The organism is Escherichia sp. E1130 (assembly GCF_005781065.1).
Classification (GTDB): Bacteria; Pseudomonadota; Gammaproteobacteria; order Enterobacterales; family Enterobacteriaceae; genus Escherichia.
Genome location: NZ_VATL01000006.1, coordinates 24,817 through 51,123, shown reverse-complemented (window position 1 = coordinate 51,123; position 26,307 = coordinate 24,817). Strand labels below are relative to the sequence as shown.

Here is a 26,307-nt window from a genome sequence, read left to right as displayed (position 1 = left end):
ACAACGCCCGGCAGTGCCAGGCGTTGAAAAGATTAGCGACCGGAGATTGGCGGGACGAATACGACGCCCATATCCCACGGTTGCTCAATCCAGGTATCTTGTGGGATATCAACCACATAATCATCAACCAGCGGGCGACCAGCCGGTTTCGCGAAGATAGTCACAAAGTGTGCTTTAGGATACATTTCACGAATCGCAACCGCAGTACCACCGGTATCTACCAGGTCATCAATGACGATAAAGCCTTCACCGTCACCTTCTGCGCGTTTCAGTACTTTCAGTTCGCGCTGGTTGTCGTGATCGTAGCTGGAAATACATACGGTATCGACATGACGAATACCCAGTTCACGCGCCAGTAACGCACCCGGTACCAGACCGCCACGGCTTACGGCAATAATGCCTTTCCATTGTTCAGAAGGCATCAGTCGGCTTGCGAGTTTACGTGCATGGATCTGCAACATGTCCCAGGTGACGATGTATTTTTCGCTCATGTGAAGTGTCCCAGCCTGTTTATCTACGGCTTAAAAAGTGTTCGAGGGGAAAATAGGTTGCGCGAGATTATAGAGATCTGGCGCACTAAAAACCAGTATTTCACATAAGTCCGCGTCTTTTTACGCACTGCTACTACCTGTCGCTAGATAAAGTGGTATTCTCAAACATATCTCGCAAGCCTGACTTGTGCTGACAACATTTTCTGCTAACCCTGTGACCTGCAATACTGTTTTGCGGGTGATCGACAAGGAGACTTAACGTGTCTGAACTGTCTCAATTATCTCCACAGCCGCTGTGGGATATTTTTGCAAAAATCTGTTCTATTCCTCACCCGTCCTATCATGAAGAGCAACTCGCTGAATACATTGTAGGTTGGGCAAAAGAAAAAGGTTTCCACGTCGAACGCGATCAAGTGGGGAATATCCTGATTCGTAAACCTGCCACCGCAGGTATGGAAAACCGTAAACCGGTTGTCCTGCAGGCTCACCTCGATATGGTGCCGCAAAAAAACAACGACACCGTGCACGACTTCACCAAAGATCCTATCCAGCCTTATATTGATGGCGAATGGGTTAAAGCGCGCGGCACCACGCTGGGTGCAGATAACGGCATTGGTATGGCGTCTGCGCTGGCGGTTCTGGCTGACGAAAACGTGGTTCACGGCCCGCTGGAAGTGCTGCTGACTATGACCGAAGAAGCCGGTATGGACGGCGCATTCGGTTTACAAAGCAACTGGTTGCAGGCTGACATTCTGATTAACACCGACTCCGAAGAAGAAGGTGAAATCTACATGGGATGTGCGGGGGGTATCGACTTCACCTCCAACCTGCATTTAGATCGTGAAGCGGTTCCAGCTGGCTTTGAAACCTTCAAGTTAACCTTAAAAGGTCTGAAAGGCGGTCACTCCGGCGGTGAAATCCACGTTGGCCTGGGTAACGCGAACAAACTGCTGGTTCGCTTCCTGGCGGGTCATGCAGAAGAACTGGATCTGCGTCTTATTGATTTCAACGGCGGCACACTGCGTAACGCCATCCCGCGTGAAGCCTTTGCGACCATTGCTGTCGCAGCTGATAAAGTCGACGCACTGAAATCTCTGGTGAATACCTATCAGGACATCCTGAAAAACGAACTGGCAGAAAAAGAGAAGAATCTGGCCTTGTTGCTGGACTCTGTAGCGAACGATAAAGCTGCCCTGATTGCGAAATCTCGCGATACCTTTATTCGTCTGCTGAACGCCACCCCGAACGGTGTGATTCGTAACTCCGATGTAGCCAAAGGCGTGGTTGAAACCTCCCTGAACGTCGGTGTGGTGACCATGACCGACAACAACGTAGAAATTCACTGCCTGATCCGTTCTCTGATCGACAGCGGTAAAGACTACGTGGTGAGCATGCTGGATTCGCTGGGTAAACTGGCAGGCGCGAAAACCGAAGCGAAAGGCGCATATCCTGGCTGGCAGCCGGACGCTAATTCTCCGGTAATGCATCTGGTACGTGAAACCTATCAGCGTCTGTTCAACAAGACGCCGAACATCCAGATTATCCATGCGGGCCTGGAATGTGGTCTGTTCAAAAAACCGTATCCGGAAATGGACATGGTTTCTATCGGGCCAACAATCACCGGCCCACACTCTCCGGATGAGCAAGTTCACATCGAAAGCGTAGGTCACTACTGGCGGCTTCTGACTGAACTGCTGAAAGAAATTCCGGCGAAGTAATTATTTGATTTGCTGCCGGATGGCGTTTAATCGCCTTCCGGCAGTTTCATCCTTCATTATCCTTCGATAAAAGCCATCCCTGTGAACGTTCGTCGCGGGTTGCCACGTTTAATCTGGTGATGGAACATTCGCCGCTGCGATTTCAGCACCGCGCTATTTTCCTGTTGCTGTTGTTCTAGCTTCCAGGCGATCAGCAATCGCGCCAGCCGTTTGTTCGCATGCTGCAAATGCTGACGGCAGGTTTTCCTCCAGCCAGCTTTCTTCAGCAACGTCATCCAAAGCTGATAATCGCTTTTCAAATTTATCGGCGTTGTATTTGCGAGCGAGAATATCTGTTTGCCATAGCGCCATGCCGCAGCCGATATCATTGCCGACCAGTGCCGGGTAAAAACGGCCTGCGGAGAAGAACGCTGCGCCAATCGGGTAGCCGCGTCCGGGGTGTAAATCTGGCATCCCCACAACGCGCTGCATGTTGGGTAAATTTGCCGTGGTGTGTAATTGTTGGATCGCTGAACTCTCGATCCACAGGTCATCAGATGCGATGGTAAATACCGCATCGGATAAGGGACGAATATATTTGCCCATGTACCATTCCATTTATGAATAAAAATCAGGAAATGGCAGACGAATCCAGGGCAAGAAAAAAAGGATTAATCCTGGAAAGGTCTGCAAAGAGTCATTGATAAAGGATTTGTCATGATTTACCTCCTTGCAGTTTGTGGAATAAGAAAACGCGCACATACTAGGCAGGCGTTATTTTCATTGCAAGCTGGATTTAATGTTGCGGTTTATATCGCATATAAAAATTAGTAAACCACGCTCCCCGGCATTCAACTCGCTGCTGCTTAACTGTCTGAAAACCATAACGTTCAAAAAAGGGTTTTGCGGTTATGCTGGCATCCACCGTAAGTTCGGATTCAGACTTAATCAAAGGTTTTAACAAGGCGCTGGCGACACCGCGGCGGGTGTATTCCGGGTCAACAAATAACATATCGATATAATGTTCAATGCGGGAAATAAAACCAACCGGTTGTGCATTAATGACTGCAACCCGCACTTGTGATTTCGCGAGTTTCTCCTTCCAGCGAGATTCGTCAATCTGCGCCCAGGCGGCAATTTGTTGTGGAGAATAATGCTGACTGGCGGTCATCGTAACCGCTCTAATGAAAATAGCGCATAGTTGCTGAAAATCGCCAGGCTGATAGTTTCTTATTTGTATGTTATTCATAATCCCAACACCAGTTGTCTTTCCATTTGAGGGTCAAGCAACGTCACATGCAGCCCCACCAGCCGCACACCGCGCCCGCCGCGGCGTTCATCCCAGGTTTTACGCGCGGTGGCGATTAAGTCAGCTTTATTCAGCCGCGGCCAGACGTGCTCCTGAGTGGTTTGCTGAAAATCGTCGAACTTTAATTTCACCCCCTGGCGAGCAATCAGTAAATCAGGTTTTACCTTTGCCAGACGGCGTTCAAGTTCCGGATACAACCGCTCGATAATTGCTTCACATTCAGACCAGTGATGAATATCTTCCGCCATCGTGCGTTCCACGCCGACGGATTTTCGCAACCGTTCGCTGTTAACGTCGCGCTCGTCAATCCCCTGACTACGCTCCCACAAAATGCGGCCAAATTTGCCAAAGCGTTTAAGCAACGTCACCAAATCACACTTTTGCACATCACCGCAGGTTCGTAGCCCCATCGCTTCCAGCTTTGCTGCCGAGACTTTGCCAACACCGGGAATTTTTGCCAGCGGCAAGGTTTGTAAAAATGCCGAAACTTCTGCCGGAGTAATCACAAACTGGCCGTTGGGTTTATTCATGTCGGAGGCGATTTTGGCGAGAAACTTAACTGGCGCAACGCCCGCAGACGCCGTCAGGTGCAGCTCGTTGAAAATCGTCTGGCGGATTTCCTGGGCGATGAGGGTCGCAGAACCGTGGCAATGGACACTATCGGTGACGTCGAGATAGGCTTCATCCAGCGACAGTGGTTCAATGCGCGAAGTGTAACGCGAGAAAATTTCGCGGATATGATTCGAGGCTTCTTTGTAGGCGTCAAAGCGCCCCGGAAGCAAGGTGAGATGTGGGCATAATTTGAGCGCCATCCCAGTAGGCATAGCGCTACGTACGCCAAATTTACGCGCGGGATAATTGGCGGTGCTGATCACCCCCCGACGTTCGCGGCTGCCGCCAATAGCAATAGGGATATCGCGCAGGGCGGGATTGTCGCGCATCTCCACCGCTGCGAAAAAGCAGTCCATATCCACATGAATGATTTTACGCATTGCTCACCTCTCAACACTGGTAAAGTATACAGTGATTTCAGGGTTTGAGAAATGCGTAAAGATTCACCGTTTAACGCGTTCGCTGCGAAAGCACCTGCTGCTTATCCAGCTTTTGCACCAGCGGCTGCACCACTTTATCCCCATGCTGACCAAAGTATTGATACAGCGTATCGGACGCGCTTTTAGTCAGCACCATAATCTCGATGCGCCGATTACCCGCGCTTTGCGGATTTTTGGCGTCCAGCAGCATCTGGTCCGCCATTGCGCTCACCTGCATCACTTTATCTTCCGGCATTCCGGCCTCTTCCAGCACCCGACGAGCCGAAAGCGCGCGATCGCCCGAAAGGTTCCAGTTGTTGTAGATATTGTTTTTGTAGGCCATCGCATCGGTATGCCCGGTAATAATAATTTTGTTATCGAGCGAGTCGAAAACTGGCGCGAGCTCCACCAGCAGCGTTTTAAAGAACGGCATAATCTGCGCGCTGCCGCGCTCAAACATATTGCGGTTCTGGTCGTCTTTAATCAGCACGCGTAATCCCTGCGGGACAATCTCCATCTCCAGATTCGCTTCCATATGCGCATCACGGGCAATAGTGTTAATACTGGTTGCCAGCTCGCCAAGCTCGGTGGCGGATTTCTTCTTCAGCAGCGCCGTTTTCTCGTTGACGTCACGCACTTTTTTCTCCGTCTCTTCCGGCACCGCCACGGTGGCAGGTTTTGGCGGATGAGACGGGCTGATTTTATTTAACGGCGACAGCCCGCCACCGTTAAAAATCGACTGTCCGTGCAGCGCGGCGATAATGCTTTCACGCTCGGATTTACTGACGCTGTTGACAATCCACAGCGTCATAAATAGCGCCATCATTGCCAAAGTAAAGTCGGCGAACGCCACCTTCCACGCCCCGCCGTGGTGCCCGGCATGATTCTTTTTGATCTGCCGCCGAACGATGGTCGTTTTTGCCCCACGATCGCGGCGGTTGCCCGTCTTTCTCATGCTTATTCTTGCTCCAGCATCGCATTCACCCACGCGTCGAGGTTGGCGAAGGTCGGTTTAGATGCCAGATGCAGCAGCTTACGCCCGGCGTCCACCGCCAGCAGCGTCGGTTTGCCGCCTGCCTGCGCCACCAGCACGGTACGCACGCATTCCAGCAAAGAATGTTCCGCCCGCGCCTGTTGTTCCATCGCGTTAGCGAGCGGGTCCATCAGGCAGTAGCAGATAAACACGCCTAAAAACGTCCCCACCAGCGCCGCCGCCACTTTCAGGCCGATCAGGGCGATAGATCCGTCAATTGACTGCATGGTAATGATGATGCCCAGCACCGCCGCGCAAATGCCAAATCCCGGCATCGCTTCGGCGGTACGTTGCAGCGAGCGCGACGGCGTTAACAGCGCCTCTTCGGCGGTGTCCAGCTCCTGATCGAGAATGCCTTCCAGTTCATGAGCGTCAATCTTGCCCATCGCCATCAGGCGAAAGTTATCGGCAATAAAGGTCACCAGCCGTTTCTGAGTTAACACCAGCGGGTATTTCTGGAAAACGGTGCTCTCTTCCGGCTGCTCAATATGCTGATCCAACATCCGCAGGCCACCGTTTTGTACCATTTCGAGCAACTCATACAGGCACATTAATAGCTGGCGCTGAAACTCCGGTCCGAGCTGTTTTTTACTGATTACGCCTTTAATTTGATGGGCGATCTCTTTCAGCACATGCTTCGGGTTACCAATAATCATCGCCCCGAAACCAGCACCTAAAATAATAACTATCTCTGCAGGCTGCCAGATAGCAATTAATTGGCCGCCCGCTTCAAAATACCCGCCGAATACACAGCCGAGCACCACCAGTAAACCTAATATTTTTTGCATGATTTTTTCACTTTAATTCGGATAGACAAAATCACGAATTTTCTGCGCGATCTGTTTATTCAATTGACAAATTCGGGCCTCGGTTAGCCCTAATACCAGCGCAATCTCTTTGAGATTCATCTCATGCTGGTAATACATAGAGAGGATCAGTTGCTCTTTTTCGCTTAATTGTGAAAGCGCCTGTTGCAACATTTGCTGGGTGACAAACTGATCTTCCAGCTCCCTGCCAGCAAGCGGAATGCCAGGCCCTTCACCGTTCAGTAATTCGTCGAGACTGGCGAGCGTTTCCGCCCCTTCCAGTTGCTGATATTCGAGGTAATCTCCATGCGAGATCCCTTCCACGGCCAGTTCTGACCACTCCGGCTCATGTCCCAGTTTTTTACGCGTTTCGCGAATCAGGTCTTTCATCTGATGATATTTCTGTCGCAGCTGGCGTGGTCGCCAGTCGAGAGCGCGCAGCTCATCAAGGATCGCGCCGCGAATACGGTGCACGGCATAGCCCGCAAAACCTTCGTCCGGCAGCCCGTAGCGGCGAATGGCGTTAAGCAGCCCTATTAACGCCGTCTGTTCCATATCCTGACGGTCAATAATGCAATTACACTGCGGCGCAAGGTGCCGCACCACTTTACGCACCAGCGGTAAATAAGCCTGTAAATAGTGGCTCTCCTGCTGCGGGGTTAATACCGGCGCAGCAGCAAATTCTTCTGACTCGAATACGTCCTGTAGCATGTTTATATCCGCCTGGTGATTATTGGAAGACCACTTTTTTCACCAGCAAATCCTTATACGGTGCGCTCATTTTGCGACGCTGAAGATCTTTCTTTAACGCGTCAGAAATCAGTTTGCGGATGGCAGATATTTTCATGCCGCGCAAATCTTCAAATTTCATTTCCGTCAGGCATTCAACCGCAATACTTTGATACAGCGGCTCCTGATGTTTTATTTTTTCCGCTTCTTTATCACTGGCGACCACCATCACTAATTCCGCCGACAAATAATGGTCCGCGCCGTTGTTGTCATGCAGCGTGACAATGGTTTCCGGTAGCGTCACAAATACGCTTTTGCTTTCATCCAGGGTTGCCACCGTTTCCGTCTGCGCGGCGGCCGTCGGTTTTCCTTTTCCAGCATAATGATGCCAGACACCCCATCCAGCTCCGGCCCCCACCACCAACGCCAGAACGGCGCTGACCACGCCCGCCACCACGATTTTCTTCATATTGCCTTTACACTTTGATCAAAACGGATTCGTTCTGTTGAAATTGAGGCGCATCATCAAGCTGTAAGGCGGCACTCACCTCTTCCTGCTGATGGCCCGACTGTTGTTGTTGCTGCGACTGCCCTTCGGAGGAAACCTGTACGTTCACCTCCATAAAATTTTGCGCCGTCAGATGCTGGCGGAGATCGTCGCTAAACTGCTGTAACGCGCGGCAAACTTCACTTTGGTTCGCGCCGATGTGCACCATCAGTTTGCCGTTGTCGAGTTGTACGGCGATCTCGAGCTTGCCAAGCGACGGTGGATCGAGACGGATGGTGGAGATCTGTTGTTGTTTGTTGAGCTGAAAGTGGATCTGATCTTTCAACAGCGTCGTCAGTTTTTCGCCCAGTTCGTCCATCGAAAGCGTGACAGGTTTGGCGACAATCTCCTGATGATCGCTGACCAGCTCCGGCGTCTTAACCTGCAACACCGCACGCGCAATAACCGGTTCGCTGTCCGGCACTTTTTCCGTTTTACGCTCGACCTGCGGTCGCGCGGTCACACGGGTTAGTTCAGGTTTCGGGCGAGCGGGCTGTGCCGATACGCGCGGCTGCGTCGGCGCAATGGCATGTAAATCTTCACTGGCGTAAGTCGCCAGTCTGGCCTGCTGTTCGGGTTTCGCCTGCGGCAACTGACTGATCAGTTCCTGCAGCTGCGGCGGCAACGGCGTGAGTTCCTGCTGTTGCGGCGCGTTTTGCACCACCGCTTTCGTCAATTGCTGGATAACCGGCGATGTTGCGACGTTTCGCGGCTGCGGCGAGTCCTGATGCGGTGTGGCAGGTTGCGGAAGTAACAGCGCCATTAGCGCCTGCATCGCCACTGGATCGTTCTCCTGCGGGCGCGTCGCCTGTTGCTGACTGGTTTTAGCGCTATGAACGCGCTCCGCCACCGCCGCGACCGCCATTTTCGGCAGGGTAAACGCGGGCGCGTTTTCACCGCTCACCGGCGGTAAAATATTCGCTTTCAGCGACGCCGTTTCCGCAAGCGTTCCGAGCGTGGCAAGCAATGCCGGATTCATGACTTCTCCGAAAGTAAATTAACAATTGAGTAGGCCAGTACGCCTTCCTGATGCCGCTGATGCTGTTCCATACGCGCCTTCAACACTTCTGCGCGCTGCTCGCGCCGTTTAATCAGGGCATTAAACGCGCCGTACAGTTGCGCCTTCACCACACATAACTGCGCCGCGTCGGTTTCCACCGCCGCGTAATCGTGAAACTGGCGCATCAACTGCTGATGCAGTGCCGGAAGGCGTCGCCAGCGTTGCTTGTCGAGGGCTTCATTCATCGCCTCAACCAGCGCGAAAAGTTGCCTGCGTTGTTTTTCCATCGTCTTAACCCAGCTTGCCCGAAAGCCCTTCCCAGCCTTCGCGCAGGTTGCTTAAAATCAGCATCACTTCATCGATTTTCTCTGCCGACAGTTCGCCGCTGGCTTCATACAAGCGATACACACAGTGGTCATAGAGGCGCGAAAGGTTGACCACCAGCTCGCCGCCAGTTTCAAACTCCAGCGAACTGGTGAGCGCATTGAGAATGTCGATGCATTTATTGATGCTCTGGGCTTTCTTCTCGAAACGCCGCCCTTCAATATGGCTTTTGGCGCGTTCCAGCTCGTCCATCAGGCCAGAAAACAGCACCAGCACCAGTTCAAGCGGAGATGCCGCCGCAGTACGCGCCGCGAGATCGATCTCTTTGTATTGCGAATAGCCGTCCTGTACTTGGTACATCTTTAGGGATATTCCTTCTGAGTTACGCGAATGCCGCCATGCTGGCTTTCATGGTGTATACCTCGACCAACGTGTTGGTGTACTCCTCGAGATAACGGTCGTAGTTGGCGTTATAGGTATCGGTAAGCTGGTCGCCTTCGTCCTGAATTTTGCTCATCTGATCGTCAATGTTCTGCTGGCGCAGGGTGATGATGCCGTTGCTGGAGTCCGTGTAGGTGTTAATCAGGTCGTCCATCTGCGCCACCATGCTGTTATCACCAACGAAAATAGACGTCAGGCCGTCAGGATTTTTCTTCATTTCATCGTTGAACTGGTCAGAATCAATTTGTAAGTGGCCGTGAGAATCGAGGGTGATGCCATAGTCAACAATCGACACGCCGTTGTAGCTGGCATGGGCGATGTCATCGAGCTGGTTCGCCAGTGAACTGAGTCCGGCGTCGCCCGCAAATACCCCGGCGCTGGTACTGTCATCACCGTGAGTGGTCAGCGAATCAACCGTATCAATCAAGGTGTTATAGGCATCGACAAAGGTCTGTACTTTCTCCTGGCTGGCGCTGGAATCTTCGCTGATGTTAAAGGTGGTGAGATCGCTGTCAGAATCGCTGACTTCGGTGAAAGTCATGGTGACGCCGGGGATCACATCATCAAACGTATTGCTGCTGTTGGTGATCTCAGGCCCTGTGGCGCTGCCGAGATGAATAATCGCGTCCTGGGCTGAGGAAACATCCGTGGCAACGGGCGCGCTGGCGCTATCGTTGCTGGCGTCATGCCCCGTTACGCTCACCGAAAACGCGCTCTGTGCCCCGGTGCTATCGGAGGTGAGCATAATCGTGGTGGTGCCATCGGTTTTTACCAGTGCTGCGAGACGCCCGGATTGTCATCGGAGTCGTTAATCGCATTCACCAGCTCGCTGGCGTCGATAAAACCGTCGCCGTCACCGTTCTGATCCGCCGCCGCCAGGTCGATATCCATGGTGCTGTCGCCCATGGTCAGTTCAAAAGTGCCCGTCGCAGAAAAGGTGTCATCGCCCATACTGAACGTGGTCTGCTGCCCCTGCGCCAGTTGCTCAACGAAAAATGAGTAGCTTCCCGCCTGCGCCTGCGAGTTAGCGGAAACGGTCGCCGAGTCATTATTGCTGCTAGCGGCGAAGGTCACCGGGCCGTCGGTATCGCTGTTCAGCGCGTCGACGGCGCTCTGGAAATCGCTCAACGCCGAGCTGAGCGAGTCCAGGCCGCTGCTTTCAGCATCCAGCTCCGTTTGCTTCTCCTGCAAATTTGCTGCCTGAGTGGCGACATCTGCATAAGCGATTTCTTGCGCAATGGTTCTTGGGTTGATCATTGATGACTCCGGATAACGATGTCAGGTTATTGGCAAAAGGCGTGCCAATATTTTTTATGTGAATAATCAATAGATTGAAAAACAGGCGGAAATGGCGTTTCCGGCCAGGCGGAAGAGTGTCTGCCGCAGAAAGCACAACACCGCCCACAGGCGGTGTTGTGACTGATGACAAACGCAACACTGCCTGATGCGCTGCGCTTATCAGGCCTACAAGGTTTCTGCAATATATTGAATTTGCAATATTTTGTAGGCCGGATAAGGCGTTCACGCCGCATCCGGCAATCCCGCACTACTGCAGCAGGCTGGAAACCATGCTGGACATGCTGTTGGACTGTTTCAGCATGGTGATACCAGTCTGCATCAGCACCTGCTGTTTGGTCATGTTGGACGCTTCCGTCGCGTAGTCGGTATCCATGATGTTACCGATAGCGACTTCGGTGTTGTCCTGCATGCTGGTCAGGTTATTGGCGGTATCGTTCAGACGGTTGATAGAGGCACCCAGCTTGGACTGGATCTGCGAAACATCATCCATCGCAGTAGAAATGCTGGTGATCATCTGGTTAGCCGAGCCAGACGCAGTCAGTTCAGTACCGCCAGACACGCCTGCGGTGCCAGTGGTGTCAGCCTGATCCGCGCTAAAAGAGTTGCTGATTGCAGAAAGGTCAGTCACCAGCGTGTTCAGCTGGCTTGAAATATTCACAGTCATGGTGTCGGAAGATTCCGCGCCCACCTGGAAAGTCACCGCGCTCTGGAACAGACCGTCAGTGCCGGTGTTGCTGGTACCGGAAACACCGAACAGGTTGGTGCCGCCGTAAGTGGTGTTTTGCAGCATGTCAGACATCTGCTGACCCAGTTCGTCGTATTCGTCCTGCATCGCCTGCAGATCGTCGTCGCTGTAGGTGCCGTTCGCTGCCTGAGTTGACAGGTCTTTCATACGGCCCAGCACATCAGACATTTCGTCAAACATGCTGTCGGCGGTTTGCAGCATCGCGGTGGCATCATTGATGTTGCTCAGCGCCACACCCATACCGCTGGACTGTGCAGTCAGACGGTTAGCAATTTGTTTGCCCGCTGCGTCATCGGCAGAAGAGTTAATCCGGTTACCTGTCGCCAGGCGTTCCATAGATGTAGACAGAGAAGAGCTGCTTTTGCTGATGGCATTAACGGCGGCCATTGAGGCGTTATTGGTGTTAATAGATAACATGATACTGCTCCTTGGGATTAATCGTTTTCGTTTCGATACCCTGTAAAAACGACACCTCAGGAGCAAACTTAAAATCGATTTAAAAAATTTTCACGATGCTTTATCTGATGCCACTTTTAGCTAAAAAAAGCAGAAGTTAAATTCAGATAAAAAGATTATTAGCAATATCTGCCACATGGCCAGGTGTCAAAATATGTCGTTATCAATTGCTTGATATGATTAAGATTACTTTCAGTAAAATCGTTTTTTTCTCAATGTACTGATGCCAAAACTTACATTGCGTTGCAAATAGTACACATTTTACTATTGTGACGGACCCGCCATTTCGTTACATTCCACCACATAGTGATTAGGAATAATCCTATTACCATAAAATATTAATTATCACGTAAACAAATCATCTTCTCAGGGACGCATAAAACACTGTTCTATGCAGTGTGCTATCAGGAAACATTTATCCCTTGCTAAGGTAAACTCAACCATGAGTATTATTATCAACAACTGGCGAATGGACTCGTCGCTTAATGCCTTAATACATTGTGAAACGGGTGAAACACGTCGTCTCGGCGAATACCATTTTATTTTGCTGGAAACATTAGCAAAAAATGCCGAGACGGTTTTATCGCGATCTTATTTATGTGCCGAAGTGTGGAAAAACCGTATTGTCGGCGGTAACAGTCTGCCGACGGCAATCCATGCGCTGCGCGTTGCTATTGACGATGATGGCAAGCAACAGAACATTATTAAAACCATCCCCAAAAAAGGTTACTTGTGCAATAAAGAGTATGTGTCTTTGCCGGAGTCATCGCCTGCGGAAGCGATAATTATTACCGATCACGTACAGGAAACTGTGCCGCCTGTTCCGGAAGAAATACAGCCAACCGCACCACCTGTGACGGGAAGAAAAAAACATAAAGGAATGATGGGACTGGCGTTAATTGCGGCAGTTATATTTATTGGTTCGACCGTGGGCTATTCTCATATAAAAAATACGCCTGACGCCCCGCAACTGGTAAAAGAATCCGTTAATAGCCCAAGAATAAAAATATTTCATCTTAGTTCCGGAAAAGAAAATAATTCCATACCGTTACTGTCACAAACCCTCGCACCAGGAAAAGACAAACTCGATAATTTATTGTCAGCGCATAATATGACCATGACAACCTATTATAAATATGTTCGTAACCGACTGGAGAGTGATATCGTTCTGCGTAACCAGTGCAACGGCAGTTGGCAATTAACGTTTAATGTGGAAAGCTGGCAGAATAGTGATATTAATAGCGCGATGTATCAGAATTTAGAGAAGTTGTTAAATACTGTGCAGAAATGCTGATGAGTGCCAATATATGCCGGATGCGACGCTAAACGCGTCTTATCCGGCCTACGAAAATCCCGAATGAAATCAATCGGAATTGCTGATAGTTTTAGTTATTGGTAACTCTAGCTTTTTATTAATGACAGTTTGCCGGATTCGTTCTGTTTTTTTTATTATTCGCCTACGACTTTCAGGGCTTTGCTTATCCATCAGTTGCTTGAGAGTGGCCATTTCATTCCTTTTTTAACCCGCAGAGTTATAGCATATTCTGCACTGAAATGATTTTTTACGACAGCCTCATTTGATAGATTTTCAATAACCCTAACCCAATAAACTCCTCACCGTCTGGCTGGAAATTCGCGCCTGACCGTTCACCGCCTGCAATAAAACCTGATAGTTATGATTGGCGCTATCGAGCACGCCGCCGAGGTTTTCCGATGCCTGCACGGCGTTTTCCGTTTGCGGGAAGCGGGACATACCGTCGATCAGCTGCCGCGCCTTTTCCTGCTGCACCGCCATTTGCGCGCGCTGCTGATTAATGTTTTCCAGCATTTGAGAAATCCCCGCTCCACCCTGTTGCAGGCTTTGCGCTAAACGCTCGGCCTGTGATGGTTCGGCAAAGGTTTTTAGCGGCATAAACGCCGACTTATCGCCATCGGTGCGCACGCTTAAGGTGCGTTCGATATGGGACCACTGTTTTTCGGTGGTGGAGAAGCTGATGCCATCCGCTTGCTGATGTACCTGCACGCCCACGCGGCGCAGAGCGTTGGTCAGCCGCGTCTGATACTGCCCGGCGTTGTCATCCTCAGATAACATTACCGCCGAAAGCTGAGTCTGCCGCCCGTCAGAAACGCTGAACATACGCGTTCCCGGCGTGGGATTGTGCACGAGATTCGCCAGTTCCGGCGAGTGAAAGGTCACCCGCGCTTCCCCCTGCAACACCGGCTGCAACTGGCGGTCCACCGCACCGCCAGAAAGAGTAGTGCGCTTGTCCAGCATCTGCATCAGCGCTGAATTCTGCGCCTGCCCGCCCTTACGCTGGCTATGACGATAATCGAGCAACTGCTGCTCCAGTTGCCCGAGGTAGTGATCCGCCTGCTGCAGCGTGGTGAGCTGATCGTTAAGCTGCACGCTGTAACGCTGCGGGCGAGTGGTAATCAGCGGCGAGGCCGGATATTCACTCGCCGTCGCCGGGAGCTTTTGCCGCACCGCCTGAGTGGGCGCAACGGTTGACGACGATACCGCAGCGTTATGCGCGCCGCCGGTGGCGAGTGACGAAGAAGTAAGTCCGACCTGCATACTGTTCCTGAAAGAGTTAGAGAACGCTGAACAAATTCAACTCACTCACTTTCGAGTAAGTCTTGAGGGTAGCTTCCATTGCCACTTCCAGTCCGGTAAAGGTGATCGACGCCGGGCCGTAATCGAGATCCTGCAATGAACCAATCAACTCATCATTAGAGGTAGAGATATCGGTCTGCGCATCGCTCAGCATCGACATGGTGTTTTGCGTCTCGCCGAGCGATGCAATCGAGGCGTTGAGGTCGTCCGAGGCGGTATCCACCACATCAACGGCGTTCTGAATATCGCTCTGCACTTGTGGATCTGCCGGGTCAACGTTGGGGTCTTGCAACTCCTGAGAGAGCGAATTGAGCGTGTTGAGCACGTCTAAATTGCTGCCGAAGAAATCGCTCGCCGCCACGTTGGTGTCCACTTCCACGCCGTTCGACACGGTAGTCTGGCGATGGTCGCTGTTGCCCTGATAGCTGTAGCTGTCGGTCACGCCATCGCCGTCATCGTCCACGGCCACAATCGGCGGCTGATCGTTGATAGTGCCGCCAAACACGTAGTGCCCGTCTTCATCCTGATAGTTCAGCTCCGCGACCATTGATTCGGTGAGCGACTCAATATCCTGGCCGAGGCTTGCGAGCGAATCAGCAGTATTGGTGCCGTTCGCCGCTTCCAGCAGGTCGTCGCGCACCGCCAGCAGGCTGTTGTTGACGCCATCGAGAATCGACTCCTGCTGGCTTAAGCCCGCCGACGCGGAGTCGATATTGCTCTGATACTGCTCAATCGCCGACTGCTGGCGGCTCAGTTGGGTGATGCGCGTGGCGGCAATGGGATCGTCCGACGGCTGCAAAATCTGCTTGCCGGTTGCCATCTGCTCGACCACATGCGCCAGATCGCCGGAGAGATCATTAAAACTTTGCGTCATCGAGACGTAGGTTTGTTGGGTGGTTACTCGCATTTTCGCGCTCCCGCTTAGCTGCACATTTCCAGCACCGAATCGAAAATCTCGGCCCCGGCGGAAATGACTTTCAGATTGGCTTCATAAATTTGTTGATAGGTGATGAGGTTCACCGCCTCTTCGTCCATGCTGACGCCGCTGACGCTGCTCTGCTGATTTTGCGCTTCCGAATAGACATTGGACGCGGCATCGACTTCTGTCTGATTTTGCTGACTGTAAATGCCGATATTGCTGATGATTGACGAGCACGCCTGCCCGACCGTCACGCTGCCAAGATTGTCGATTTCCAGCGGTTCGGTGGAGATGTTGATCAGTGCCTGCAGGTTGTCGCTGTTACCGCTTTCGTCCGGCGAACTGGAGAACGCCAGCTCATCGGCGGTGATATCCGGGTTCACGCTCAGCGGGCTATCGGCATTGCTGGCGTCATAAATAAACAGCGGCTCGCCGGGGTTACCGTTGAGATCGTAGCCCTGCGCCAGCTGGTTGTTGACCGCATCGGCAAACTGCGACGCCATGCTGTTGATGGTGTCGGTCAGCGGAGTCAGGACGTCGTTTTGATAATCAAACAGTGCGCCTAATGAACCGCCGGTGTCGGTGGTCATCGTCGAGGTGGTTCCGGCGAAGGTCAGCGACATGGTCGGCGTGCCATCGGCGTTGGTTTCCAGCGCGATGGTCGAGCTTTGCTGCCCGCTCACCAGCGGCTGACCGTTTTGCAGGGTGACGTTGTAGTTACCCTGGTCGTCGATATTGACCTGCACATCCATCATCCCGCTGAGTTCTTCCACCATCTGATCGCGAGCGTCGTAAAGCGCGGAGGCGTTATCACCGTTGGCTTCGGCTTGGGCGATTTGCTGGTTATAGCTGGCGATGCCGCTGGTGAGCGTGTTGATTTGCGACACCATCGCCTGCTGCTGGCTGATGATTTCCGTGCTTTGCGAGTCGATGTAATCCAGCGTGTTGTCGATACGCAACGACAGCGCCCCGGCTTCGCTGATCACCTGCTCGCGCAGGGCGGAATCATCGGGGCTGGTGGTGGCTTCGTTAAGGGCGGCGAAGAAGTTATCGAAGCCGCCGCTCAGGCTGCTGTTATCGTCGCTAAGTACCGCTTCCAGCTGGCTAAGATACCCCTGCTGGGTGCTGTAATAGCCGTAATCGCTGGCGGCATACCACACCTGATTCACCTGATACTGGTTGGAAACGCGGCGAATGCTGTCGACCTGCACGCCGTTACCGGCGCTGTTCGGCGAACCACCGCTGGCGCCGATGGTGCTGATCTCCGCCACCTGGCGGGTATAGCCCGTGGTCATGGCGTTAGCGGTGTTTTGCGCCGTGACGTTCAGCTCCACCTGCGCGGTTGATGCGCCGCTGTAGCCGATGTTAATCATGTCCATGTTGGATCCTTACCGGTAAATCGTGCCGGTTAAAAGCGGCGTTAGGTTGGGGATTCTTAAGTGGGTGATGGTGCGCGCTGATGCCCCCTCACCCTAACCCTCTCCCTGAGGGAGAGGGGACCGATCGAGCACGGTATTGGACAGGGTGCCGGTTTTCTCCCTCTCCCTGTGGGAGAGGGCCGGGGTGAGGGCATCAGCGCGCACCTCATTTCCCCTTCGGCGACAGCTGCTTCACAATCATCGCCGCAATGCCAATCCCATGCTGCTGCGCCAGGGTGTTACACAACTCATCGTCATAAAACCCCTGCATCATGCGCACCGAATCGCTGTTAAACGGGTTATCTTTCGAATCGAACAGCTCGTTGGTTTTACGCATCTCTTTCAGCATGTTGCGTAAAAAAATCGCCTCAAACTGCTCCGCGGCCTGCTTGATATCATTGGCCTGAACCTTCGGCCCCATTAACGCATCGCTGCCGTCAATCCCACCGCTGGCGTTCACTTTCATCAGATCACCTCCAGGTCGGCATCCAGCGCGCCCGCCTCATGCAGCGCCTGCAAAATCGACATAATGTCATCCGGCGTCGCGCCTAAACTGTTCAGCGCATTGACCAGCGTTTTCAGGCTGCTCGACTCCGGCAAACTCACCACCCCAGGGCGCGCATGATTCACCGCGATATTGCTCTGCGGCGTCACCGCCGTGCGCCCGCCCGCAAAGGCATTCGGCTGGCTGACGTTGCTGGTTTCGTTAATCGAGACGGTCAAACTGCCGTGCGACACCGCCGCCGCATGCAGCGCGATGCCATCGCCCATCACCACCGTGCCGGTGCGCGAGTTAAACACCACGCGGGCGCGGATTTTCTCCGCCTGCACTTGTACATCGTCCAGTTGCGACATAAACGCCACCCGCGCGCCAGGGCTGGTGGGCGCGCGCACGGTGACGTTGGTGGAACTCTGTGCGGTGGCAATACCACCAAACGAGGCGTTGATCGCTGCCGCAATGTTGTTGGCATCCTTAAATGACGGGCGTTTCAGGTTGAGCGTGATGGTGTCGCCCATCTGAAAATCGCTGGGGATCTCGCGCTCCACCGTCGCGCCGTTGGGAATTAACCCGGCGGTCGGCGTATTAACCGTTACGCTCGAGCCACTTGCCCCGGTGGCATTCATCCCGCCCACCACCACGCTTCCCTGCGCCAGGGCATAAACTTCACCATCTGCGCCGTGCAACTGGGTCAGCAGTAAGGTGCCGCCACGAATACTTTTCGCATCGCCAATCGACGAAACGGTGACATCAATGGTCTGCCCGCGCGAGTACATCGGCGGCAATGTGGCGCTCACCGCCACCGCCGCGACGTTTTTCACCTTCGGGTCGATTTTATTCGGCAATTGCACGCCAAACTGGCGCAGCATATTGGTGATGGTCTGGTTGGTGAATTTGACCTGATTTTTATCGCCAGTGCCGTCAAGGCCCACCACCAGGCTGTAGCCGACCAGTTGGTTTTCCCGCACGCCCTGTACATTGACCAGCGACTCCAGCGATTGCGCCAGCGCCACGCCGGGCAGCGTCAGGCTTACGGCTACCACCACCGTTTTTATCCAGTTTTGCATTGCACTCTCCGGCATTAAATCGGGAACAGAGGATGGTTAAACAGCCGCGTCAGCCAGCCTGCGGCGTTGGCGTCGCTTAACGCGCCGCGTCCGGCATAGGAGATGCGGGCATCGGCAATCCGCTGGGAGGAAACCGAGTTGTCGTTCTGGATGTCGTCGGCGCGCACCAGGCCGCTTAAACGGATGTACTCATCGCCCTGGTTGAGGGTCAGCCATTTCTCGCCGCGAATTTCCAGGATGCCGTTGGGCTGCACACCATGTACAGAAACAGTGATCTCCCCGCGCAAGCTGTTCTGCTGCTGGGAAGTGGCGCTGCCGTCAAAGTCGCGGTTGGCGTCGATAGAGCCGGAAAGCTTATCTTTGGTGTGTCCAAAAATGGTCGGCGCGCCAATATCGACGGTGTTGCTTTTGCCGAAGTTGGTTTTCGCCTGTTTGCTCGACTGGGTGGATTCTTCAAGGATCACCGTCAGGATATCGCCCACGCGGTAAGCCCGCCGATCGGCGGTTAGCGACCAGTTGTAGCCGGTTTCAAACACACCACCAGCACGCCCGTCTGCCGGAGGTGGCGCTTCGGTTTTCGGTGGCGCAAAGTATGCGTCGTCTTTTTTGACCAGAATGGCCTGCGATTCACACCCGCTAAGGAGGGGAAGCAGCGCCACCAGCCAGAGATAATTTTTCACGTTCTGCCTGTTTTAAATACAGTGAGTAATGCACTTTTGTAGGTCGGATAAGACGCGTCAGCGTCGCATCCGACATTTCGCCTTACAGCGTCTGACTGATGTACTGCAACATATCGTCTGCTGCCGACACCATTTTGGCGTTCATCTCGTACGCGCGTTGCACCGTAATCATCGCCACCATTTCGTTGACGATATCCACGTTTGAACCTTCCAGCGCGTTGTCCTGCAAGGTGCCAAGCCCATCTTCGCCCGGCACGCCTTCGGTCGGCTGACCGCTGGCGGCGGTTTCCAGATAAAGGTTGTCGCCCTCAGCGGAAAGCCCCGCCGGGTTAGCGAAGTTCACCAGCGTCAGTTGCCCCAGTTCGGTCGCATCGCTGTCGCCGGGTAAGATCGCCGTCACCGTGCCATCCTCACCAAACGCGACGCTGGTCGCCCCCGCCGGAACGTCGATTTCAGGCTGCAACGGCAAGCCCTGCGAGTTGGTCAGCACACCGTCGGCGTTCACCTGCAAATTGCCGTCGCGGGTATAGGCGATATCGCCGTTGGCCTTTTGCACCTGCAAAAATCCCTGCCCCATAATGGCGACATTCATGGCGTTGTCGGTGGTTTCGACGTTGCCTTCGGTAAAGGTTTTTTGGGTGCCGACAATGCGCACGCCGCTACCGAATTGCAGCCCGGTCGGCATAATGTTGTTCTGATCGAGCATCGCGCCCGGTGCTTCCTGGGTCTGGTAAAACAGATCCTGAAACATCACCCGGTCGCGCTTGAAGCCGGTGGTGTTAACGTTGGCGATGTTGTTGGCAATCGCGCTCATTTCAGCATCCTGCGCCGAGAGGCCGGTTTTGCTGATCCATAATGCTGCGTTCATGGTGGTAAATTCCGTGTTATTTTTGGGCCGCGGTTGCCGGATGCGGCGTAAACGCCTTATCCGGCCTACGATGTGCGGTTACGAGCCGCGCAATAAGCGGTTGCCCGCGTCGCTGATATCTTCGGCGGTTTTCATCATTTTGATCTGCGCTTCAAACTGGCGGTTCATGGCGATGGACGACATCATCTCGCTCACCGCCGAGACGTTGCTGCCTTCGAGAAAACCGCCGCTGACTTTGATATTTTCATCGCGCTGGGCCGGAACGCCGTCTGCCGTTATCAGCATCCCTTCGCCGTTTTTCGCCAGGTCAGCAACCGGAATATCCACCAGCTTCAGGCGATCGATATCCATCGTTGCGGTCACGTCGCCGTCATCGGGCGTCACCGAGAGCGTGCCGTCGGTACCAAACGAGGCGATGGCGTTCGGCGGCAGAATGATCGGCCCGTTATCCCCCAGCACCAGATTGCCGTCGATGGTCAGTTGCCCCTGGTCGTCCTGCTGAATGTTGCCGTTGCGGGTATAGACTTCGTTGCCGTTTTTATCCTGCACCGCAATGTAACCCGCGCCCTGAATCGCCACGTCCAGCGGGCGTTCAGTTTTCTCCGCCACGCCAGTACTGTCGTTCACGCCGCTGGCCCCTTCCTGCGCCATATAGCGCGTGTCGAAGCCGCCGCCTTTCACCTTGTCGTTGGTCGCCATCGCCATATCGGCGCGAAAACCGTTGGTGTTGACGTTCGCCAGGTTGTTGGCGCTAATCTGCTGCTCGTACAGGGTCTGAGAAGCACCGCTCAGGGCGGTATAAATCAGGCGGTCCATTACATTGCCTGGAACAGCGCGTCATCGAGCTGCGTGCTGGTAGCGATAACTTTGGTGTTGGCCTGATAGTTACGCTGGGCGGTCATCAGGTTGACCAGTTCGCTGGTGATATCGACGTTAGAGCTTTCGAGCACGCCGGACGTGAGCGTGCCGCAGGTGCCGGAGCCGGGAACGCCAATCAGCGGGGTGCCGGATTCGCCCGTTTGTACCCACGCGGTGCCGCTCACCGCTTCGAGACCGTTTTCATTCGGGAAGGTCGCCAGCACCACCTGCCCCTGCAACATGCGCTCGCCGTTGCTGTAGGTAGCGTAAACTTTGCCATCGTCATCAACCTGCACACCGTTCTGAGTCGCGGAGGCGTAGCCGTTGGCGGCGTTGGTGGTGACAGAAAATTCAGAGCCGTATTGCGTACAGGTGGAGTAATCAACGGTTAAGTCGATGGGCGCGGCGGCGTCGGTCTGAAACTCAATGGTCTGCGGCGTGGTTGGCGAAGTCAGCTTCCCGGTGTTCGGGTCGAAGGTTAACGTCGTCGCCGGAACACCAGTCTGCTGCTGACCGTCGAAGGTGTACTGCACTTCCCAGGTGTTATCGCTGGTTTTGGTGAAGTACTGGCATACCGAGTGTTCGTTGCCTAATGAGTCATATACCGTGGTGGTGTAACTGTCGGTATAGGAGCTGCTGTTGGTCGCGTCGAACGGTACGGTTGTACGGTCTATAGCCGCGTCGCTGGCATCGAAGTTGGCGGTAAAAGTCAGGCTGCTGCTGGCCTGCGCCGGAATATTGCCGGTTTTGATCTGGATATCTGTGACTGTACCGGTTTGCAGGGTGCCGCTGTCATCGACCGGATAGCCCTGCAAATAAGCGCCTGAGGCGTTAACGATATAGCCGTTTTTGTCGGTTTCAAACGATCCGGCGCGGGTATAAGAAATGTTGCCCGCGCTGTCGCAGGTAACAAAAAAGCCGTCGTCGTTAATCGCCAGATCCAGCGCATTGCCGGTGGAAACCAGCGAACCACCGCGCGAAATACTCTGTGCGGTACCTGCCACGCTGACGCCCATCGCCTGGCTTCCGGCATACATCGCTGAAAACTGGGTCGTCATCGACTTATAGCCCACCGTTCCGGCGTTGGCGATGTTGTTACTGATCCCGTCCAGCTGTTCGTTAACGGCATTCAGCCCCGTTGCGGCAATTTCATAACTCATTGTTTCTTCCTGTTAATTCAAATTTTTGACAGCGTGCCCGTTGTTTTGCCGGATGCGGCGTGAACGCCTTATCCGGCCTACAAAACCATGCAGATTCATGTAGGCCTGATAAGCGAAGCGCATCAGGCAATTTGGCACCGGACATCACGCCACATCACTGTCGGCATCGGGTACGCCAAACTGGCTAATCATGGTGAACGGTACTTCGCCCACGCCTGCAACGTTGAGCACCGGAGAGCTGCCGTCGAGCGGGATGCGCACATCTTCCACTTCGCCGGAGACTTCAATCGGCACCTCCTCTTCCCCGGTGTTAGTGACCACCGAAACGTCGTAATCCCCCGGCGGGATACCGTAATCGGCAGGGTTCACCGAGAAATCGACCTGCCCTGGCCCGACGGACGAACTCCCTTGCGGGATCAGCGAGACGGTGTAGTCATCGCCTGCGGCATCGGTAAAGTGGAGATCGGCGGTAGTACAGGCGTCGTCAAGCGTGGCGCGACCGTTAATGGTCTGGTCGCTCACCTGCAGGGCGGTGGTCTGCACCATAATGTCGTCGCCCACCAGGTTGCCGAGCGCCATCACCTGAATGTTGCTCATCAGCACCGCGTTGGTGTTGGCCTGCACGCTCATCTCTTCCATCATCGCCACCTGCGCCATCGACGAAAGCTGGTCGATGTATTCGGTGGCGTCGGTCGGGTCGGTCGGGTCCTGGTTTTGGATCTCGGCGACAAACAGCGTCAGGAAAGTATCGACGGGCGAGCTATCGCTGCTGCTTGTTGTGTCGCTGGCCGCCACATTATTGTTTTCCGCCGTGGCGGTCGGCTGCGGCGATTGCGCATTAAGCGCCAGGGTATTCATCAGGCTTCTCCCAGTTTCAGCAGGCTTTGCTGCATACTTTTCACGTTGTTGAGCACATCGACGTTGGTTTCGAAATCGCGCGAGGCCGACATCATGTCCGCCATCTGTTCCACCACGTTGACGTCGGGATACCAGACGTCACCGTTGGCATCCGCCAGCGGAGAATGCGGTTCATAGCGTTTCACCGCCCCGCCGGTTTGCAGCACGTCCTGCACCTGCACGCTGGCGCCGTCGATCGCATGACGATGCGTTCCCGCCAGCAAGCTGTGGTGATACACCGCCGCAAACACCGGGCTGCGCGCTTTATACGCCTGCGCCTCACTGCTGGCGGGCGCATTGGCATTCGCCAGGTTACTGGCAACGGTATTCAGACGTAGCGTTTGCGCCGTCATCGCCGAGCCGGAAATCTGATAGATATCAGTAAATGACATGCTTATTTCCCTTCAATGGCCTCTCTGATGCCGCTGATTTGCAGATTCAGAAAGGTCAGACTGCTTTGATAATCCATACTATTTTGTGAAAACCGCGCCTGTTCGCTGTTCAGTTCCACGGTGTTGCCATCTTCCGACGGCTGCATTGGCACGCGATACTGAACATCCACCGCCGCGTTATTTGCCCGTTGCATCTCCCTGGCAAAATCAATATCTTTAGCCTTGAAATTTGGCGTATCGACATTCGCCAAATTCGCAGTCAGTAGCTCGGTCCTCTCAAGACGTAACTTCACTGCCTGCGGATGCACTCCCAATGCCTGTTGAAAACTGATCCCCATTTCCTGCGTCACTCCTGCTTCAATCCGCATACGCTAAGCAATCGCCGTGCCATTTTTTAAGTGACTGATGAGAAAGGGTTTATGAGTTTTCAATTTTGCAGGCGGAAGATGTTCTTCCTCCTGGCGCTGGCCTTACCGGGCTACGCCGCCGTCCATCCCGTGCAGCACAGCGCGCGGGAACAAGTCAACGCCCAGGTGCTGAATGCCGCGAGCCAAGAAATTGAATCGCTGGCGCAACAGCAACAGTGGCATGACTATCGCTACACTTTTAACGTCTACATTCCCTCGCAGATTGCGACCACCGCGCCCTGTGCTACAGCACCCGCCGTAACACTGACGTCGCCTGCGGAAATCGCCCTCAACCGGATGAACTTCACCGCCAGTTGCCCGCAAAGCTGGCAGATGAACGTGGCGGTGCGCCCGGATGTTCTGGTGCCGGTGGTAATGGCGAAGTCACTGGTTGCCCGCGACACGCCGCTCACGGCGAATGATGTGGAGTTGAAGCCCTACAACGTCAGCGCCCAGCGCCGCGATGTGTTGATGGATCTCGATGATGCGATTGGTTTAAGCAGTAAGCACGCGCTGCAACCGGGCAGGCCGCTCACCAAAGAAGAGCTGGTTTCGCCTGTGCTGGTCGAACGCGATCAGCCGGTGATGATTGTTTACCAGAACGCGGGGATCACCGCCTCGATGCCCGGCGTGGCGCTGAAAAATGGCCGCAAAGGCGAGATGGTGAAAGTGCGCAATGCCAGTAGCCAGCGGGTCATCAGCGCAATGGTGGCAGAAAGCGGCGTGGTGACGACGGTAAGCGCGGAGTAATTTGCGCTGGCGATTAAAGTTTTTCCGCCTGTTAACCGCTTTACCGGAGTAACCCACCCCAATATCGAGACGAGGTTGCGATGAAAATCACCCCGACTATGCCAGGCAATCGCCCGACAGCCATAACGGCAGGCTCCAGCCAGCCGCGTAAAAGCACGGCGGCCACCACCACGACGCTGAGCGCCGACGACATTACTCAGGCGGGATTACAGTCCGCCCAGCAAACGCTGAACGACCAGCAAGAGAGCGATATCAACAGCGACAACGTGGCGAAAATGCAGGCGATGCTGGCCTCCGGCAGCCTGCAAGTGGACACCGAACAGTTAGCCAGCGACATGCTGAGCTTTTTCCAGAACTAAGAGGCCGATGAAGTGAGTATCCGGTTACAACAGGTGAAGGCGCTGCTGCAGGGAATTCGTGACGATGACACGCTGTATGATTGCCTGCGCGAACGTCTCCAGCGCCAGCGGATCTGCATGATTCGCCGCGCCAGCGAGGAGCTGCTGGCAGTAAACGAGGAGATAACGCATCACTATGAGCAGTTGCATAGACATAGCCATCAACGGCACAACCTGCTGAAAATGCTCAACGTTAGCGTCAATCGTGACGGTCTGGCGCAGGTTTTTGCCTGGCTTCCGGCAGTCCAAAAAGCGGCAGCACAACAGTTGTGGCAACGCCTTGAGCAAAAGGCGGAACGATGCAAAGCCTACAACGATAAAAACGGCGAGCTGTTGATTCGCCAGTATGAATTTATTCAGTCGTTTTTAGGCAGCGAAGCAGATTTTCTCTATCAGGAATAACGACAATTCCTTCCCCCATCGCGGAAACGGATTTTCCGCCTGATTCTCAATCCTTTGTTTTTGATTACAAAAATTCCCGGCACACTTATTGCACATTCCGCGAAGTAATAAAGACTGGAAGCCACCTATGAGTTTTATTGAATGTTACGAGCCGGAATTTGTACGCAATTTTTTGGCGCAGCACCCCGGTTCGCCTTTATACGTCCGTAAGGTCTGGAAGAATGAGATTCGTCAGAGCCTGATACTGACAGAGCCAGAAAGCTGCGAAGCGGTGCTCAACGATGCCAGAGCCTTTGATTTACAGCTTACCTATCGCCCTGTGGAAGAAAATGCCGCAGCGCTATCCGCGCGCGATGCGATAGTAAACCAGATAATTTTGAGCACCCTTACGCTCCCCGATTTAACACCAGACCTGTCATTGTATGCCGTCGGTATCCTGCTCTCCCGCGCCAGTAAAATGCCAGGCAGGGATGGCGACACTCTGGCCCGTTTGACGACGCTGCCACAGGCGCTGGGCAATCATGCGAAAAAAGGCACGCTGCAGGCACAGTTCGCCCAGCTGCCGCCCGTACCACTGCTGGCACGGCAGCTGGTGACGCTGCTCGGCAGTTGTGCATTTGACTGGTCGATTCTGCCGGAAAGCCCACGCAAAGCCTCGCTGCCGTTGCAGGTGACTTTGCTGACGCTGCATGACGCCAATAGCGAAGCCCTGTTGCAACAGCAGCTTCAGGCGCAGTGGCAAACCACGTGGCAACAGCATTTTGCCGCCGCACCGTGGATGATGCGCAACTGGCTGATTTACCGGGTTTACCACGATGTGATTGGCCAGGCTGACGGGGCGGATTTTTTCTTGCTGGTGTGCGATTTTTATCTCATCCGCACGTTAATCAGTTTGTGGACGCTGGATGATTCACCGCTACGACAGGAGGATATTTTCGCCCTCTTCGCAGTGTTTGAACGCTGGCGAGAGAGTGAAAATGCGCTGCTGATTCGCCAACAAATTCAGGCTGAATGTTGTGCAGAGCCGCTGCTTTATGCGTTTTCGCTGCTACCTTGCTAACGCTTTCAGG

The 26,307-nt window shown here is 53.9% G+C and carries 29 protein-coding genes and 3 pseudogenes; 6 read left to right on the top strand and 26 right to left on the bottom strand.

Annotated features, from left to right (window positions below; all coding sequences use genetic code 11):
- Nucleotides 1–32: 32 nt before the first annotated feature.
- Nucleotides 33–491 carry a xanthine phosphoribosyltransferase gene (gene gpt / locus FEK66_RS07335; RefSeq protein ID WP_001291990.1) on the bottom strand — a complete coding sequence of 153 codons (459 nt, stop codon included), beginning with the start codon at nucleotides 489–491 and terminating at the stop codon, nucleotides 33–35.
- A 260-nt stretch (nucleotides 492–751) separates the two neighbouring features.
- Here gpt and pepD point away from each other — a divergent pair, with 260 nt between their 5' ends.
- The gene (pepD, locus tag FEK66_RS07330) at nucleotides 752–2,209 is read left to right on the top strand and encodes a cytosol nonspecific dipeptidase (protein WP_135409524.1); all 1,458 of its coding nucleotides are present in this window, start codon (nucleotides 752–754) and stop codon (nucleotides 2,207–2,209) included.
- 56 nt (nucleotides 2,210–2,265) lie between these two features.
- Here pepD and prfH read toward each other — a convergent pair.
- From prfH to lafA, 13 genes and pseudogenes are all read right to left on the bottom strand, one after another.
- A pseudogene (gene prfH / locus FEK66_RS25625) lies at nucleotides 2,266–2,433 on the bottom strand (peptide chain release factor H); the annotation flags it as partial.
- Nucleotides 2,432–2,794: pseudogene (locus FEK66_RS07320) on the bottom strand (RtcB family protein); the annotation flags it as partial. The pseudogenes FEK66_RS07320 and prfH, both read right to left, overlap by 2 nt.
- Nucleotides 2,795–2,984: 190 nt before the next feature.
- The gene (locus FEK66_RS07315) at nucleotides 2,985–3,437 is read right to left on the bottom strand and encodes a GNAT family N-acetyltransferase (protein WP_130209683.1); all 453 of its coding nucleotides are present in this window, start codon (nucleotides 3,435–3,437) and stop codon (nucleotides 2,985–2,987) included.
- On the bottom strand, nucleotides 3,434–4,489 hold the full coding sequence (gene dinB / locus FEK66_RS07310; protein WP_130209685.1) for a DNA polymerase IV: 1,056 nt from the start codon (nucleotides 4,487–4,489) through the stop codon (nucleotides 3,434–3,436). The genes FEK66_RS07315 and dinB overlap by 4 nt, the downstream gene beginning before the upstream one ends.
- 70 nt (nucleotides 4,490–4,559) lie before the next feature.
- Nucleotides 4,560–5,483 (bottom strand): putative lateral flagellar export/assembly protein LafU, encoded by a 924-nt coding sequence (lafU, locus tag FEK66_RS07305; RefSeq protein ID WP_135494371.1) that lies wholly within the window; start codon nucleotides 5,481–5,483, stop codon nucleotides 4,560–4,562.
- Between the two features lie 2 nt (nucleotides 5,484–5,485).
- A complete protein-coding gene (gene motA, locus FEK66_RS07300; RefSeq protein WP_131161619.1) occupies nucleotides 5,486–6,349 on the bottom strand; it encodes a flagellar motor stator protein MotA in 864 nt (287 codons plus the stop codon).
- Between the two features lie 12 nt (nucleotides 6,350–6,361).
- Complete coding sequence (locus tag FEK66_RS07295; protein WP_130218408.1) at nucleotides 6,362–7,078, bottom strand: FliA/WhiG family RNA polymerase sigma factor; 717 nt, start codon at nucleotides 7,076–7,078, stop codon at nucleotides 6,362–6,364.
- Nucleotides 7,079–7,097: 19 nt separating this feature from the next.
- A complete protein-coding gene (locus FEK66_RS07290) occupies nucleotides 7,098–7,565 on the bottom strand; it encodes a flagellar basal body-associated FliL family protein (RefSeq protein WP_135491981.1) in 468 nt (155 codons plus the stop codon).
- 7 nt (nucleotides 7,566–7,572) lie between these two features.
- On the bottom strand, nucleotides 7,573–8,622 hold the full coding sequence (locus tag FEK66_RS07285) for a flagellar hook-length control protein FliK (protein ID WP_135494374.1): 1,050 nt from the start codon (nucleotides 8,620–8,622) through the stop codon (nucleotides 7,573–7,575).
- A complete protein-coding gene (locus FEK66_RS07280; RefSeq protein ID WP_135409518.1) occupies nucleotides 8,619–8,930 on the bottom strand; it encodes a flagellar protein FliT in 312 nt (103 codons plus the stop codon). Before FEK66_RS07280 ends, FEK66_RS07285 begins: the two co-directional genes overlap by 4 nt.
- 4 nt (nucleotides 8,931–8,934) lie before the next feature.
- Complete coding sequence (fliS, locus tag FEK66_RS07275; RefSeq protein WP_000285319.1) at nucleotides 8,935–9,327, bottom strand: flagellar export chaperone FliS; 393 nt, start codon at nucleotides 9,325–9,327, stop codon at nucleotides 8,935–8,937.
- Nucleotides 9,328–9,349: 22 nt separating this feature from the next.
- A pseudogene (fliD, locus tag FEK66_RS07270) lies at nucleotides 9,350–10,665 on the bottom strand (flagellar filament capping protein FliD).
- A gap of 289 nt (nucleotides 10,666–10,954) precedes the next feature.
- The gene (lafA, locus tag FEK66_RS07260; protein ID WP_000949083.1) at nucleotides 10,955–11,869 is read right to left on the bottom strand and encodes a lateral flagellin LafA; all 915 of its coding nucleotides are present in this window, start codon (nucleotides 11,867–11,869) and stop codon (nucleotides 10,955–10,957) included.
- A gap of 481 nt (nucleotides 11,870–12,350) precedes the next feature.
- Between lafA and FEK66_RS07255 the strand changes: the two genes are divergently transcribed.
- On the top strand, nucleotides 12,351–13,202 hold the full coding sequence (locus FEK66_RS07255; protein WP_135494589.1) for a winged helix-turn-helix domain-containing protein: 852 nt from the start codon (nucleotides 12,351–12,353) through the stop codon (nucleotides 13,200–13,202).
- Nucleotides 13,203–13,505: 303 nt separating this feature from the next.
- On the opposite strand, the gene FEK66_RS07250 is transcribed toward FEK66_RS07255, so the two are convergent.
- From FEK66_RS07250 to FEK66_RS07195, 12 genes are all read right to left on the bottom strand, one after another.
- A complete protein-coding gene (locus FEK66_RS07250) occupies nucleotides 13,506–14,483 on the bottom strand; it encodes a flagellar hook-associated protein (protein ID WP_135494378.1) in 978 nt (325 codons plus the stop codon).
- 16 nt (nucleotides 14,484–14,499) lie between these two features.
- Entirely contained in the window at nucleotides 14,500–15,429 is a 930-nt protein-coding gene (flgL, locus tag FEK66_RS07245) for a flagellar hook-associated protein FlgL (protein WP_135494380.1), read from the bottom strand.
- Between the two features lie 14 nt (nucleotides 15,430–15,443).
- Nucleotides 15,444–16,820, bottom strand: coding sequence for a flagellar hook-associated protein FlgK (gene flgK / locus FEK66_RS07240; protein WP_135494382.1), 1,377 nt, complete (start codon nucleotides 16,818–16,820; stop codon nucleotides 15,444–15,446).
- A gap of 205 nt (nucleotides 16,821–17,025) precedes the next feature.
- A complete protein-coding gene (locus FEK66_RS07235; protein WP_000867178.1) occupies nucleotides 17,026–17,325 on the bottom strand; it encodes a rod-binding protein in 300 nt (99 codons plus the stop codon).
- On the bottom strand, nucleotides 17,325–18,425 hold the full coding sequence (locus tag FEK66_RS07230; protein ID WP_138211432.1) for a flagellar basal body P-ring protein FlgI: 1,101 nt from the start codon (nucleotides 18,423–18,425) through the stop codon (nucleotides 17,325–17,327). Before FEK66_RS07230 ends, FEK66_RS07235 begins: the two co-directional genes overlap by 1 nt.
- Nucleotides 18,426–18,439: 14 nt before the next feature.
- On the bottom strand, nucleotides 18,440–19,105 hold the full coding sequence (flgH, locus tag FEK66_RS07225) for a flagellar basal body L-ring protein FlgH (RefSeq protein ID WP_135494384.1): 666 nt from the start codon (nucleotides 19,103–19,105) through the stop codon (nucleotides 18,440–18,442).
- Between the two features lie 82 nt (nucleotides 19,106–19,187).
- Nucleotides 19,188–19,973, bottom strand: coding sequence for a flagellar basal-body rod protein FlgG (gene flgG / locus FEK66_RS07220; RefSeq protein ID WP_000990541.1), 786 nt, complete (start codon nucleotides 19,971–19,973; stop codon nucleotides 19,188–19,190).
- 78 nt (nucleotides 19,974–20,051) lie between these two features.
- Nucleotides 20,052–20,789, bottom strand: coding sequence for a flagellar basal body rod protein FlgF (locus FEK66_RS07215; protein WP_135494386.1), 738 nt, complete (start codon nucleotides 20,787–20,789; stop codon nucleotides 20,052–20,054).
- On the bottom strand, nucleotides 20,789–21,991 hold the full coding sequence (gene flgE, locus FEK66_RS07210) for a flagellar hook protein FlgE (protein WP_135494388.1): 1,203 nt from the start codon (nucleotides 21,989–21,991) through the stop codon (nucleotides 20,789–20,791). The genes FEK66_RS07215 and flgE overlap by 1 nt, the downstream gene beginning before the upstream one ends.
- 144 nt (nucleotides 21,992–22,135) lie before the next feature.
- Entirely contained in the window at nucleotides 22,136–22,849 is a 714-nt protein-coding gene (locus FEK66_RS07205; RefSeq protein ID WP_135494390.1) for a flagellar hook capping FlgD N-terminal domain-containing protein, read from the bottom strand.
- The gene (gene flgC / locus FEK66_RS07200; RefSeq protein WP_000010949.1) at nucleotides 22,849–23,280 is read right to left on the bottom strand and encodes a flagellar basal body rod protein FlgC; all 432 of its coding nucleotides are present in this window, start codon (nucleotides 23,278–23,280) and stop codon (nucleotides 22,849–22,851) included. The genes FEK66_RS07205 and flgC overlap by 1 nt, the downstream gene beginning before the upstream one ends.
- Nucleotides 23,281–23,282: 2 nt before the next feature.
- Nucleotides 23,283–23,618, bottom strand: coding sequence for a flagellar basal body protein (locus FEK66_RS07195; RefSeq protein WP_000512950.1), 336 nt, complete (start codon nucleotides 23,616–23,618; stop codon nucleotides 23,283–23,285).
- Between the two features lie 81 nt (nucleotides 23,619–23,699).
- On the opposite strand from FEK66_RS07195, the gene flgA reads away from it, so the two are divergent.
- The 4 genes from flgA (at nucleotide 23,700) to FEK66_RS07175 (ending at nucleotide 26,297) form a co-directional block, all read left to right on the top strand.
- A complete protein-coding gene (gene flgA / locus FEK66_RS07190) occupies nucleotides 23,700–24,437 on the top strand; it encodes a flagellar basal body P-ring formation chaperone FlgA (RefSeq protein WP_138211431.1) in 738 nt (245 codons plus the stop codon).
- An 80-nt stretch (nucleotides 24,438–24,517) separates the two neighbouring features.
- A complete protein-coding gene (gene flgM, locus FEK66_RS07185) occupies nucleotides 24,518–24,796 on the top strand; it encodes a flagellar biosynthesis anti-sigma factor FlgM (protein WP_135494392.1) in 279 nt (92 codons plus the stop codon).
- Nucleotides 24,797–24,808: 12 nt separating this feature from the next.
- Nucleotides 24,809–25,237 carry a flagellar protein FlgN gene (locus FEK66_RS07180; protein ID WP_135494394.1) on the top strand — a complete coding sequence of 143 codons (429 nt, stop codon included), beginning with the start codon at nucleotides 24,809–24,811 and terminating at the stop codon, nucleotides 25,235–25,237.
- Nucleotides 25,238–25,364: 127 nt separating this feature from the next.
- Nucleotides 25,365–26,297: a lysine-N-methylase gene (locus tag FEK66_RS07175; protein ID WP_135494396.1), complete on the top strand. Its 933-nt coding sequence runs from the start codon at nucleotides 25,365–25,367 to the stop codon at nucleotides 26,295–26,297.
- Nucleotides 26,298–26,307: the final 10 nt, after the last annotated feature.